At 70.8% G+C, this 13,212-nt stretch carries 5 protein-coding genes and 1 pseudogene; 5 read left to right on the forward strand and 1 reads right to left on the reverse strand.

What is annotated here, in order from left to right:
* Positions 1 to 44: 44 nt before the first annotated feature.
* The 4 genes and pseudogenes from ACWDRR_RS36960 to ACWDRR_RS36975 all read left to right on the forward strand — a co-directional run.
* On the forward strand, positions 45 to 2,213 hold the full coding sequence (locus tag ACWDRR_RS36960; protein WP_449776655.1) for a DEAD/DEAH box helicase: 2,169 nt from the start codon (positions 45 to 47) through the stop codon (positions 2,211 to 2,213).
* A 1,795-nt stretch (positions 2,214 to 4,008) separates the two neighbouring features.
* Positions 4,009 to 9,336: a hypothetical protein gene (locus tag ACWDRR_RS36965; protein WP_449776656.1), complete on the forward strand. Its 5,328-nt coding sequence runs from the start codon at positions 4,009 to 4,011 to the stop codon at positions 9,334 to 9,336.
* Complete coding sequence (locus ACWDRR_RS36970; RefSeq protein WP_449776657.1) at positions 9,333 to 10,832, forward strand: hypothetical protein; 1,500 nt, start codon at positions 9,333 to 9,335, stop codon at positions 10,830 to 10,832. Before ACWDRR_RS36965 ends, ACWDRR_RS36970 begins: the two co-directional genes overlap by 4 nt.
* 399 nt (positions 10,833 to 11,231) lie before the next feature.
* Positions 11,232 to 11,372, forward strand: a pseudogene (locus tag ACWDRR_RS36975) (DUF2399 domain-containing protein); the annotation flags it as partial.
* Positions 11,373 to 11,384: 12 nt separating this feature from the next.
* On the opposite strand, the gene ACWDRR_RS36980 reads toward ACWDRR_RS36975, so the two are convergent.
* Positions 11,385 to 12,005: a CGNR zinc finger domain-containing protein gene (locus tag ACWDRR_RS36980; protein ID WP_449776658.1), complete on the reverse strand. Its 621-nt coding sequence runs from the start codon at positions 12,003 to 12,005 to the stop codon at positions 11,385 to 11,387.
* A 131-nt stretch (positions 12,006 to 12,136) separates the two neighbouring features.
* Here ACWDRR_RS36980 and ACWDRR_RS36985 point away from each other — a divergent pair, with 131 nt between their 5' ends.
* Entirely contained in the window at positions 12,137 to 13,204 is a 1,068-nt protein-coding gene (locus ACWDRR_RS36985) for an alcohol dehydrogenase catalytic domain-containing protein (protein WP_449776659.1), read from the forward strand.
* Positions 13,205 to 13,212 lie beyond the last annotated feature (8 nt).

Here is a 13,212-nt window from a genome sequence, read left to right on the forward strand (position 1 = left end):
GGCGCCCGGAGCGCTGGGTGATCGGATCGAGGTGGGAGCGGTACGTGGCGGACAAGCAGCGGACCCTTCGCAAGCCCAAGGCTGTCCTCGCGGATGCCGAGCGACTCCACGCGGCCGCTCTCGCGGTCACCGAAGACCACCGGAGTGCCGTTGCACAGGTGGCCCAGGCCGCCGCCGAACTTAGGGACGGGCTGGTCCGCGCCGAACTGGAAACCATCCCCGTCGCCCGGCTCAGGGACGTGACCGCAGGGCGCCTCAGGGTCGGCGCGTTGGAGGCCGCGGGGTACAGGACCGTGCAGCAGATCGCCGATGCCCGGGCGTACGCGCTCCAACTGATCCCGGGGATCGGTGCGCAGACGGCTGCCCAGACCGTTGCTGCCGCCCGCCGCATCGCCGAGGCGGCCGAGCAGACCGTGGCGGTCCGGCTCGACGTCGACCACCAGGACGCGATGAGCACGGCACTGGTCACCGCGCTCCATCGGTTGGTCGTCGCCGGTCCCGAGGCGGCCCGCGCCGATGAGATCGCGCAGCGTGTCGTCGGCGAGGTCGCTGCCTTCGTCGCCACGGCTGGACCGGCCCGGGGAGCCCTCCGGGGCCTGTTGGCCGGGCGGCAGCGCAAGCAGGAGGCCCTCGCCGCCGTCGAGCAACTCACGGCTCTGCTGGCGGAGTCGGAGGCGCAGGCGATGCCGATGCTCTTCGCACAGGCTTCTGCGGACCTCCTGCGGCCGCCGGCTTCCGACGTCGAGGCGTGGACGGACTTCGAGCACCGCTCGGCCGAGTTCTACGGCGTTCTCGGCGAGATCGCGGGGCTCGCTCCGGACGAGGTCAGCGCGTCCGAGGGCTTCCTGCCCGAGGAGCTGTCCGACGGAGTCCGGGCCGAGCCGCTGGACGAGACGCAGTTCAAGGTCTCACTTCGCGGCTACCAGGCGTTCGGCGCCCGATTCGCCCTCAAGCAGAAGCGGGTGATCATCGGCGACGAGATGGGCCTGGGGAAGACCGTTCAGGCGATCGCCGCGATGGCGCACCTCCGGGCACGGGGGAGCACACACTTCCTCGTCGTCTGTCCGGCGAGCGTCCTCATCAACTGGACCCGGGAGATCGAGACCCGGAGCAGTCTGCGCGCCTACCGGTTCCACGGCCCGGAGCGGGAACCGGCACGTGCCGAGTGGCTCCGTGACGGTGGTGTCGTGGTGGTGACGTTCGACGGTCTCCGCCAGCTGGACGTCCCATCGGAACAGGCCATGGGAATGGTCGTCGTCGACGAGGCCCACTACGTCAAGAACCACGCGGCGCAGCGCTCCCGGGCAGTGGCCGCGTGGACCGACCGTGTCGAGAGGGTGCTCTTCCTCACCGGCACTCCGATGGAGAACCGGGTCGAGGAGTTCCGCAACCTGGTGCACTACCTCCAGCCCGAACTGCTGTCCCGGATCCACAACGGCTCGACCGCGGTCGGTCCGCATGCGTTCCGGAAGGCGGTCGCTCCGGCCTACCTCCGCCGCAACCAGAAGGATGTCCTCGCTGAGCTTCCCGAGGCCGTTCACGTCGACGAGTGGGAGGAGTTCACGACGGCCGACTTCGCGGCGTACCGGGCAGCCGTCGCCGCAGGCAACTTCATGGCCATGCGCCGGGCCGCGTACGCGAACCCAGGGCAGTCGGCGAAACTGCAGCGACTGCTGGAGCTCATCGAGGAGGCAGCAGGTAACGGGCGGAAGGTCGTTGTCTTCTCCTACTTCCGCAGCGTGTTGGCGGTTGTCCAGGAAGCATTGAGGCACAGGGCGTTCGGTCCGATCGACGGCAGGCTACCGGCAGTCCTGCGCCAGGACGTGGTGGACCAGTTCGCCGCGGTTCCGGGCCATGCGGTGCTGCTGAGCCAGATCCAGGCCGGAGGTGTGGGGCTGAACATCCAAGCGGCTTCGGTCGTCATCCTGTGCGAGCCGCAGGTGAAGCCCACCATGGAGAGTCAGGCCGTGGGTCGGTCCCAACGCATGGGACAGGTCAGGCGGGTTCAGGTGCACCGGTTGCTCGTCGCGAACAGCGTCGACCAGAGGATGCTGGAGATCCTTCGGGCGAAGGACCGGCTCTTCGACGACTACGCACGTCGGAGCGAGCTGGCGGAGTCGACACCGGAGGCGGTGGATGTTTCGGAGCAGTCCTTGGCGGTTCGGATCGTGGAGGAGGAACAGCTCCGGCTGGCTGCTCTGCCACTCGACTGAGCTCCGGGCCGGCACGGAGGCCGTTGTTGAGGTACGACGCGCCGATCGATGTCGTCGCCGTCTCCGGGAGGGTGACCACTGCACCTCGGCCGAGGTTGATCGGTGCATGGGAGACCGGGGCAATCGGATTGACTTCCCGCCGCCGAGGGATGCCAACGTCCGTCGGGTAATGCGGGCACAGCGCAGCGTGGACACGGCTCCCGAACTCGCCCTCCGGCGGGCGCTGCACTCGATGGGGCTTCCGGTACCGGGTGAATCTTCCCCTTCCCACGATGCGGCGCCGGCGGGCGGACATCACGTTCGTGCACTGGCGCACGGCGGTGTTCGTACAGGGGTGCTTTTGGCACGCCTGTCCCGAACACCTGCACGCGCCGAAGCACAATGCCGAGTGGTGGTGGCGCAAGCTCGACGACAACACGCGTCGTGACAGGGACACCGATGCCACCCTCCTCCGGCTTGGCTGGCACCCCCTGAGAGTGTGGGAGCACGAGGCCGTCGAGGACGCCGTGCACAAGGTGGTGGAAGTCCTCGCGTACCAGGGCCATCCACGCGCACGACGGCTCCATCAGCGCTTCGGCCTGGTCAATCTGGACTTCGCGACGCAGGTGCGCACCCCGAAGGCGTCGTACCTCTGGGCACCGCCATCTGATTGCCACTCACTGCGCTTGTCACCCAGGGTAGTTGGACTTAAGGGTCTGCGAGATGCATCGCCTCTTGGCAATGCCCGAGGGGTGCCTGGACGGCAGGGCTCGCGGTGGCCCGCCCCGGGGCTGAGCTGAAGACAGGGTGTTCGACGAGTCCGCAGCCCTTCGACAGTGGTTCAGCTGTGGGCCGGTCGCGCGGGGTCGGGCCGCCTCGTGACTCCGGGCTCGCTCACGACCGCGCGCCCACCCCGGTGGGAGTTCTGTGCCGAGCGCGTTCCTGGGGCCCGCTGTGGCCGGCCGACTCGTCGGTCAAGGCGCCCCGGCCGTTCGGGTGGTCCGCCCGAGCGGAGCAAGGACACCCCGACCGCTGTCATGCCGCCCATGTCCTTGTTCCCGACACCGGCCATCGCGCTGATCCGCTGAGGGCCGGACCCGAGCCCGTGAGCCGTACCTCACCTCGGACATCCGGCCGGTCCACTGCCCAGGCTGTGCACGAGCGCCCTCAATCCTGATGTTTGAAAGCCGGGAGATGCCGCTGTGCTGGCCGATTCCCCTGCGGATGACTTCGAGACCGTGTGAGGATGGGTGACGTGCCGCCAGCTCCCGAAATCCGCCGTTGGCTCTCCAACCAGCCGCCGGACGCCCTTCAGCACCTGCTCGCTTTCCTCGCCGTCGTGCACGGCCAGCCCTTCGGATACAAGGGTGAGTCGACCCGACATACCCGCGCGAGTGCCGCGGGTGTGCGCTCCTGGGTCGCAAAGGCTCCCGCAGAGCTGCTCTTGCACATCGCCGAGGTCGGGCATGAGGTCGCCGACCAGATGGCTCGTCAGCAAGGCTTCGCGAAACAGGGCTTACGGGGCGTGGACGCCGAATGTCTGAGAGCGGCGTTGACGAGCCTGCCGCCCTCGCTCGCCTGCCTCGCCCTCCACTGGTACGTGCTGGCCGGCGAAGGCACGCCCGAACACGGCCATGTCCTGGTGCACTGGGACGTTCTGTGGGAGGCCGCTGCCACTGCGGCGGACTGGCCCGAGCCGAAACGTCCCCGCCGTGCGAGCAGAGTGGAGACGCGCGCCTCCGGCACGGCCTCGCATGAGGCCCAATACGAAGACCCGCACAGCACGCGATCCGAAGCTGTAGACAGGGAGAGCTTGATGTCCGGCGACCTGGCGGAGCAGCTCGAGGCGGCCGCGCACCGCCTGCGTAGGGAGGGAGAGGCGCTTGCTGGACGGCTGGAGAGCCTGGCGGCGGATGTCCGCAGGGGAGTGGGGCGGCGGGACCCCGACCTGTCTGTAGCGGTGGACGCCTGGTTCGGTCGGCGGGAGGGTACGGCCGAGTTGGCGCTCGGACTCGGCCGCGACGTGCGGTGGGCAGCTGCGCAGACCCATGACGACCTCGACCGGATCCTGGCGGACGTCCGCTCGGCGAAGGCCGTGGAGGAGATCGCGACGGCCGAGGCCGAGCGCGAGAGGCTTGTTGCGATGCTGGCCACGGTGAGCTATCCGGGTGTGCTGAGTGCGCTGCAGGTGGAGGTCGACGCCATCGACGCCCGGCTCCAGGAGCTGCGGTCGATCGATGGACTGCAGCTCGTGCCTCGCCCGGTGGACGCCACCTGTTCGGAGGTGCCCGCGGAGCCGGGCGCGACGGACGGCGCTTCTGGCGAGGAGCTGCCCTCCCAGGCGGGTACAGGTGACGTCCCCGCCGCAGTGGAGGGAGAGGCGCAGTCGCCGGAGGAGGCCTTCGAGGTGCCCGCGCAGCTCGTGGACACCCTGGACGCGCAGGCCCCCGAGCGGGATCGGAGAGCCCCGGAAGCCGTACCGGCAGAGCCTGTGGTGGGAGAGGGTTCGATCGAGCCCGAGCCGACGCCGGCCAACGGGATCCCCGCACCGGTGGGGTCGGCTGCGGCCTCGCGGCCTGCGGACGAGTCGAACGGCCGCACCAGGCCTGCCGCCTTGGAGATCAACCAACCGTCGATCCTGTCCAGGAAGTTGGTCGAACCGCGAGCCGTCCTCCCGCTCGGCCTCCCGAAGCAGGCGTCGGTCGAGGCCGGTCCGGAGGCCGCCGAGGCGGTCGAGGCGTCGGTGACAGTCGAGCCGACCGACGTCTGGACGCGGACCGGCGACGACTCCTCCCCGGTCGAGCAGATGATCGGCGAGGGCAGGCTGACCGAGGCGTACTGGCTGACCCGGGCCGCCCGGGAGCGCCAGGAGCGGTGCCGGTCCCTGGCCTTCGCCACGTCGGCGTTCGGCCTGGCCCCCGGGCAGCAGGCGGCGATCTCCCTGCAGGTCAGCGTCGAGGACAAAGCGCTGCCGAGTGCAGAGGACCGGGACGGCTACCTCATCTCCCTGGCCGCCGCGGTGCGCAGCGGACTGCAGGCGGGCTGGGCGCTGCCGATCGTCAACGACTTCGCACAGCTCCCCGGGCTGCCCGAGGTCTGGAACGAGCTCTTCCGGACATTGGCGCTGGAGATCCGGAGGGGGGTTCCCGTCCAGCCGGGCGACGAGGTCCGGCTCGGGCAGGACGACACCGTGGACCCGGCGGATCTGCGCGATCGGGCGGTGGCTCTCAAGGCCCGTCTGGGGACCAGCAAGACGGCGTACCAGCTCGCGTCGCGGGTGCTGCAGACCTTGCTCAAGGACGACGCGGAACTCGGGCACACCCTCAACCTGGTCGTGGCGTGGTCGGTCGGCGGTGCCACCTCCGAGCAGCTCCGTCAGGACCTGGAGGACACCTACGGGGAGGACGACGCGATCGACCGGATCATCAAGGAGACGACGCGCCGGGTCAGTTCGCCCAATCAGCGGAAGACCAAGATCATTGCCACGGCCCTGGACCAACTGCGGGGGAGGATCGGGGAGGTGACGGTGCTGCTGCGCGAGGCGGTTCAGGTCGCCGAGCTGCCGCCGCGCGGCGACAACCGCCGACTCGGTAGCGAGCTGGTCGCCGCGCTCCGGGCGGCGCGGCAGGCGGCACGGCTTCCGGGCCCCGGTGGCGAAGCGGTCCGGTTGCTGCTCGACTGGATCGGCACCGGAACCTCCAGGGGCGCCCCACGGGCCCTGTCCGGTCTGCCCGGCACCGACGCGTTGCTCGGGCTGCCGCGCCTGACCTGGACCGTGGCGGCAGACGGCCAGGACACGCCGGACCTCGCCGCACCGGACGCCCTGGACGCCCTGCTGGAGTTCCTGAAGCCGGCCGACCCGGGGAAGGCGTTCGCCGCCCACATCGACCGCGGCGACCTGCACATCGCCGGGCGGCTCGTCGACCTTGCGGTAGCAGGCCGGCTGGGTGCCGTCTCCGCACTCGAGGCGAACCAGCCGGAGGTGTGGCGGCGTCGGCTCGGTGATGCCGAGGCCCAGTGGCGCCTCAGGGTCGACACGGCCGTGCGTCAGGCCGACGACCTCTTCGCACAGGTCCGCCTGCAGAACCTGCTCACCCCCGAGCAGGAGAGCCATCTGGCGGCCCAGCTCCTCGACCTCAAGACCTCGGACCGGAGCCTTCGGTTCCGCCGTCTGCTGGAGCGGGTGCGGGGTGTCGTCGCCCAACTGGACGACAGGATGTCGGAGAAGACGGACCAGCTGCGCGAGCAACTGGTCGAACTGAATCTGGAGGAGGCGGACCTCGCCCGGATCTGTGCTCTGATCGACCGTGGCGACGTCGCCACCGCGGAGGAGTTGCTCTCCTTCGCCCGCAAGGGCGACCGCATCCCGGAACAGGTCGCCGAGACCGGCAGCGAGCTGGCGCTCTTCCTCGAGGGCGTGCGTCACCCGCAGTCGCCGAAGGCCAGCAGCACCGGGGTCGACGCGCGCTGGTGGTTCGACCACTACGCACGCGGGCGTTCCCGCCAGGCGGAAACCGATGCGGTCACGGTCGCCCTGGAGGCCTGGGAGTCGCTGGGGCGGCTGAACGAGCGCCGCAACTCCTTCCAGAAGCACGTCCCCAGCGTGCTGCGGATGCTCGGCCTGAGCGTCAAGGGCCCGGTGCGGCTGGTGGACCAGGACCGCAAGGACTGGCAGGTGATGACGCTCTCGATCACCGCGGAGATAAGCGACAACGTCCCGGGCTACGTGTCCCGGATCGGCTCCCGGGCCAAGGGCAACTATCGGGTCCTCATCGTCGGCACCGAGGAGCTCGGCCCCGACGCGTTGCTGCGTCACCTGCCCGAGTCCGCGCTCGGGGCCAACATCATCCTTTACCTTCAGCCGCTCGGCATCAGCGGGCGCCGGCGCCTCGCCCAGGCCTCCCACCAGAAGCCGCAGCAGGCGATCGTCGTCGATCCGGCGGTGTTCGGCTGGATCGCCGCCGGCGAGGCCCGGTCCTTCCGCGCGGTGCAGCGGGTGACGCTGCCGTGGGCCGCGTACCGGCCGTACGAGCCGTTCCAGGCCGGCCAGGTGGCTGCGGAGGTCTTCAAGGGCCGTGACGACGAGAAACGCACGATCATGGCCCGCGAGGGCGGCCTTTTCCTCTACGGTGGGCGGCAGTTGGGCAAGTCCTCGCTGCTCCAGCAGGTGGCCGACAGCTTCCGGACGGGGCACGGCGGCAACCAGGTCGCGGTCTACACGGACCTGAGGTTCGCCGAGGTCGGGCTCAGCCGTCTCCCGCAGGAGATCTGGAGCGTGCTGGCTCAGCAACTGACGGACGCCGGAGTGCTCGACCGCAGCGGCTCGGAGCACGCCACCGCCACCGCCATCGGTGCCCAGGTCCAGCAGTGGCTGAACGAGAGCGAGGAGCGCCGAATCCTCTTCCTCGCCGACGAGGCGGACGCGTTCCTCAACGCGGATGCCCGGCCGGTCGAGACGGCGGGGGCCCAGTCGACCTTCCGGACCCTCACCGGCCTGATGAAGCTGATGGCCGACACCGAGCGCCGCTTCAAGATCGTGTTCGCGGGCCTGCACCAGGTGCAGCGCTACAACCGGCTCACCAACTCCATCACCGGGCACGGCGGTGAGCCGGTCCTGGTCGGGCCGCTGCGCGCGAAGGCCGCGATCAATCTGGTCGTCGAACCACTGGCCGCGGCCGGGCTGTTCTTCGAGAATCCCGATCTGGTCTGGAGCATCCTGGCGCTGACCAACAACCAGGCCAACCTCGTCCAGATCGTCTGCGAGGGACTGGTCGAGGAGATGCAGGGCCGCGCCCTCTCCACGGAGGGCGGGCGCCCCCGGATCACCAATGCCGACGTGCAGAAGGTCGTCGCGTCCGGAGGGATCCGGGACAAGATCCGCGACCGGCTCCGCCTGACCATCGATCTGGAGGACCGGTACCGGGTCCTGACGCTGATCCTTGCCCTGCGCAGCCTCACGGACGGCTACGCCCGCGGCTACACGCCTCACGAGCTGCAGGAGGAGGCGCACCGGGTGTGGCCGGACGGATTCCCGGAGCAGAATGGCGTGGACGAGGTCCGGACCGACCTGGTGGAGATGGAGGGTCTCGGACTGGTCCTACCGCTCCCGGGCCGGAGCAACAGCTTCGTCATGCGCAGCCCGAACCTCGTCAACATGCTCGGCACCCGCGACGAGCTCAAAGCGGAGCTGCGCACCAGCGAGTTCACCCAGAAGTACGACTACAACCCGCGCGTCGCCCGCCGGTCCATCGGCGTCGACCGCCGACGGGTCATGCGGATGAGCCCGCTCACGGACGAGCAGTGGCACGACGCGCTGTCCCGGCGCACGGCGGTGATCACGGCCTCGGCGGCGCTCGGTGCCGGGTCCCTGGCCAAGGCCGTGGAGCAGCACGTCGGACGAGAGTGTCAGGTCGTGTCCGTGGCACCCGCGGAGCTGTCCCAGGCGGTCACCAGGTGGGCCCGGGAGCGCTCGCCGCACCTGCTCTTCGTCGACCTTCAGGGCGTTCCCCCGGCGGACGTGTGGGCCGCCGTCGAGCGACTCGCCATGTACGCCTCGGCGTCGGAGGAGGACGGCAAGGAGATCCCGCGCCGGCGCGCGTTGGCCGTCGTCGACCCGTTGACCGCGCTCGGCCCGGACTTCCCGGAGGTGTTCCGGGCGCAGCCGCAACGGTGGAACGCGACCAGCCTGCGGGCCTGGCCGGAGCAGCCGTTCGTCTCGGTCCAGGAGCGTCGCAACCTGATCGAGGCGACCGGGGGCTGGCCCGCCTTCGTCGAGCAGGCCATCGCCCAGTACCTGCAGGGCGCTCCCCGGGAGAGGCTCTTCGACGCGGTGCGGGCCCGGACTGATGACCCCGATTTCGCCCGCAGCCACCTGCAGCGCGCCGGTCTCTCCGACCGCCGTGTCGAGCAGATGGCCGGCTGGGCTGACATGTTCAGCCTGGAGGAGTACCGACAGGGCAGGGCCCACGCCATCCCCCAGGACCTGGCCGTCGTGCTCGACGACGACCTGGACGAGGCCGAGGCGCTGCTGGCGGATCTGGAGGCGCTCGGGGTTCTCGACGACGACGGCGAGGTCCTCACCGTGGACAGCGTCACCTTCCGGGCGCTCAAGACCGTGGCAGGTGCACAGGGCGGGCCGGTGTGACCGAGCTCATCGACCCGGCGGGCGGGCTGTCCCCGGAGGCGGTCCGGTACCTGCCGGGCCCACGACGCCACTGTGCGGGGGTGCTTGCCGACCTGCGCGCCGGGCTGACCTGCGTCTGGCTGTTCCCGGACGCCGAGGTGGAGTCGAACCGGGCCGACCGAGCCGTGGAGGAGGTGATCCATGGCCTGGACGACGTCGTGGACGTTCCCGGCAAGGAGGCGGCCCCGCACACGGCTCCGGTCGCGGCGTTGCCGGAGCCGTGGGGTTCGTGGGAGCCGCTCGGTAGCGGGGGCGAGTCGGTCGCTCACCACGCCGAGGACACCTTCGACATCGACGACGGTTTCGGAGGCTGGGACCCGTTCGGTGTCTTCGGTGGTGGGGGCCTCCATGCCGCCGCAGGCCCACCGCCCGCACCTACCGTCGACGCCCGGCTCTCCGAGGGCCCGGACCTGGACGTCGCCGCGCGCCTGGCCCGCAGTCTGGGCCTGGACGGGGACCTGGTCTCGGAGCTGGTCGGCCACGTGGACGGCCGTGCGCCCGTGCTCGTCGTCCGTGCCTGGACCGAGGCGAACCCGCGCGTGGTCTCGCGGCTGCTACGTCGGTTCCAGGCCGCAGTGAAGGAGGCCGGACTCAAGCCGAGCGACCGTCCGCGGTTGCTGGTGGCCTCGCGCCTTCAGGACCTGGAGGCGGACACCATGGGGCTCCTCGACGGAACGGTGACAAGGCCGCACTGGTGGTGGGGGGTTTGGAATCACCTCGACACGGCCACCGTGGTGGCCGATGCGATTCCGCACGCAGGCTTCGGGCAGGCCCACAACCGGATGACGCCGACCAAGCTCATCCGGCACGCCCTGCGCCGCGAGACCGTGGTCCAGACGGCCGGGCCCGATCTGGGACTGGCGGTGGAGCTGGCCAAGGTCTGGAACGGCAGGACCGATGACCTGGCTTCCGCCCTGCGTGAGTGCTGCTACGCGGAGGATGTCGTAGAGCGGGGCTCCCAGGGGCGGGGCACGCCGGGAGCGGCGTACGCGCCGCTCCCCGAGAATGGCCTGCGCGAGGCGTGGTCGGCCGGGCTGGTCGACAGCTGGGAGGGGCAGATCCGTCACAGCCCCCGCTCCGGTGTGGGGAGATCGGGTGGCACGGAACTCGACAAGTTGGTCTGGCAGGCTCAGAACCGCGTTCTCCTGCCCCTCATCGACGACGCTCGTGTCGGCTTCGTCGAGCTGCTTCCGCGCATAGCGGTGCGCGGCGTCACCCGACTCGTCGACACCTACGTTCGGCAGTCCCTGCGCGACGCCAACGGCGCATCGGCCGATCCGGCTTCCATGGAACTCGGCGAGCTCTACGACGCGGCGGTGCACCGGGACATCACCCTGACCGACGAGCAGTTCGACCGGCTGTCCACGCTCCGGCGGGCACGCAACAAGCTCGCCCATCGCACGCCCGTCGACGATGTCCTGCTCCAGGACCTCCTGGACGCCCTCTCCGGCGTCTGACACCTGTGCTGCCCGCCGGCCGCGGGGCCGGACGCTCGGATCGGCCTCGTCCTGCGTGCACCGGCGGTGCTGTACGGCACCGACGTGCCGTACGGCGCCGAGGGGTGCCATGGGCTCCGGAACCGGGCCGGGGTGGCCGACGACGAACTTGTCCGCAACGGTGCTCGCCGTCGGTCTCCGCCCAGAGGGAGAGGGTGCGGTGGCCATGATCTCCCGCAGCTGCGCCGGAGCCGGCCACCCTCGGTCTCACTCTCGCCCGACTGCGCTCACCCGGCGAATTCACCGGGCCCGCAGGAGTGGTGCACATCACCGAGAACCCCCGTGTACTCGCCCTGGCCCTACGGCGCTTCGGCCGCCGCCGCCCCGTTGGTCTGCACCTCTGGCTGGCCCAACACCGCCGTGACCCACCTGCTGCGTCGACTCGCCGGAGACGGCGCGTCCCTGCAGTACCACGGGGACTTCGACGGAGAGGGCATCCGCATCGCCGCCCGCGTCCTCGCCAGGACCAGAGCCCTTCCATGGCGGAGGACATCCGACGACCACCGTGGCGCGTTACCGGGTGTCGTCGGCGGAGGTCTGGAGCCTCGCCCGGTAGGCGCGCTTCTTGGCGAGGGCGCCGCAGGTCTTCATCGAGCACCAGCGGCGGGCGCCCGCGCGGGAGGTGTCGACGAAGGGGACGCCGCAGTCGGGGTTCCCGCAGATGCGGACGCGGGTGCGGTGCTCCGAGGCGCAGAGGGCTATCAGATCCCGGGCGACCATCGAGAGCACCGCCGCGACCGCGTCGCCGCGCCAGCGCACGGTGGCGGCGTCGGGGGTGAGCTCGGGCGTCGAGGGGGGCTCGGCGGCGACGAGGTTGACGAGCACGATGTCCTCGAACGAGGGCGGCGCGGCGTCCGCCAGGGCGCGGCCGGTCCGCTGGATCGCCTCACGCAGCTGTCGGGCCCGGTCGAGGTCGGCCTCGGTGCAGGGCGGCGGTGCCGTCGTGCAGTCGCTCTCGACAGCCCAGCGGCCCAAGTCCTCGGGCCGGGCCAGCCGTTCGAAGGGCTCGTCCGTACCGCGGTCGGCCAGGGTGCCGGCGAAGGCGAAGCACAGCCGCGCGTCGTCGAAGCGGAAGTCGGCCTTGGCGCGCTGGCGCCCCTCGCGGCTGTCGTCCCCGCCGTCCCTGTCGTCCATGTCCACCACTTTATGCGGTTGACACGATTCCGGGCAAGCGGCTAGCTTCCAAGTCCACCACTTGAACCGGTGGACACCGGACGGTTGCTCCCGCTCCCGTCGGCTCCCCCCCAGCACGAGGAGGCCGCGCCATGCGCGCCGCAGTCATCGAGGAACTCCACAAGCCGCTCGTCATCCGCGACGTGCCCGATCCCGCCTGCCCGCCGGACGGCGCGATCGTGCGCGTCGGGGCGAACGGGATCTGCCGTACCGACTGGGCCCTGTGGGCCGGGGAGTTCTGGACGGGCGGACCGCGGGTCGAGGCCCCGTTCGTCCTCGGCCACGAGTTCGCCGGCACCGTCGTGGAGGTCGGCCGCGAGGTGCGGGGGTGGAAGGAGGGCGACCGCGTCATCTTCCCGATGAACCCCGGCGAGGGCAGCTGCGAGATGTGCCGCAGCGGCAATCAGCACGTCTGCGAGCACGTGGACTCGCTCGTGCCCGGGGTGTCCTACTGGGGCGCCTTCGCCGAGTACGTCGTGGTCCGCTTCGCCGACGTCAACCTGGTCGAGGTGCCCGAGGGCGTCGGCTTCGTGGACGTCGCCGCGCTGGCCTGCCGCTACATGACCGCCTTCCACGGCGTCGTCGACCAGGCGAAGGTCCGCGGCGGCGAATGGGTCGCGGTGTACGGCGCCGGGGGCGGCATGGGGCTGTCGACGGTCGAGATCGCCGCGGCGACGGGCGCCAACGTCATCGCGATCGACATCACCGACGACAAGCTGGACGCCGCCCGCGCACTCGGGGCCGTCCACACCGTCAACGCGGCGACCGACGACCCCGCCGAAGCGGTGAAGACCCTCACCGGCGGCGGTGCGCACGTGTCGGTCGACGCCGTGGGCATCGCCGCGGCGTGCCGCAACTCCGTCCTCTCCCTGCGCACCCGCGGCCGCCACCTCCAGCTCGGACACACCACCGCCGCGGAGCAGGGGGACGTCGCGCTGCCGGTCGACGTCATGATGGTCAAGGAGCTGGAGTTCCTGAGCGCCTTCGGCATGCAGGGCCAGCGCTTCGGCACGATGCTGAACATGATCGCCGCCGGCCGCCTCGACCCCGGCCGCATCGTCTCGCGCACCGTCGGCCTCCACGAGGCGAGCGAGGTCCTGGAGTCCCTGGAGACGTACGGACCCACCGGCGTGGTCGTCATCGACTCGTTCCGCCCCTGAAACGTCAC

The sequence above is a fragment of the Kitasatospora sp. NPDC003701 genome, assembly GCF_053587085.1.

What these genes read in the sequence shown, in the direction of transcription:
- ACWDRR_RS36980 (WP_449776658.1), bottom strand. Translation starts at nt 12,005, where the DNA reads ATGGACGACAGGGACGGCGGGGACGACAGCCGCGAGGGGCGCCAGCGC.
- ACWDRR_RS36985 (WP_449776659.1), top strand. Translation starts at nt 12,137, where the DNA reads ATGCGCGCCGCAGTCATCGAGGAACTCCACAAGCCGCTCGTCATCCGC.
- ACWDRR_RS36965 (WP_449776656.1), top strand. Translation starts at nt 4,009, where the DNA reads ATGTCCGGCGACCTGGCGGAGCAGCTCGAGGCGGCCGCGCACCGCCTG.